The sequence below is a fragment of the Phaeodactylibacter luteus genome (assembly GCF_007993045.1).
Taxonomy (GTDB): Bacteria; Bacteroidota; Bacteroidia; order Chitinophagales; family Saprospiraceae; genus Phaeodactylibacter; species Phaeodactylibacter luteus.
Genome location: NZ_VOOR01000256.1, coordinates 1 through 296 on the forward strand (window position 1 = coordinate 1; position 296 = coordinate 296).

At 28.7% G+C, this 296-nt stretch carries 1 pseudogene; it reads right to left on the bottom strand.

Annotation, left to right across the window (positions count from 1 at the left end):
- Window positions 1–37 precede the first annotated feature (37 nt).
- A pseudogene (locus FRY97_RS22175) lies at window positions 38–296 on the bottom strand (hypothetical protein); the annotation flags it as partial.

The window sequence follows — 296 nt, forward strand, 5'->3', positions numbered from 1 at the left end:
AAACGTATTTTAGTCGAATTTTGATTAAAAAAATAAGTCAATTAAGACCATTCAATAAAATGCCAATCATAAGGTTGACTTTTTTATCTAAGTTATTGAATTTCTTTTTAATAAAAACTTCCATTTCCAAGCCCCTTACTGCTGTGAGAAAAATATCCGCTATCAGTTGAGCATTTTCTCCGTTTAATTTATCTCCATGGATGCTTCCAGAAGCTACGCCATGTTTTAAAATAGAGGTAATCAATGCCAATTCTTTATCATCATACAAGAATCGCATTTTTTTAAAATAATTATTA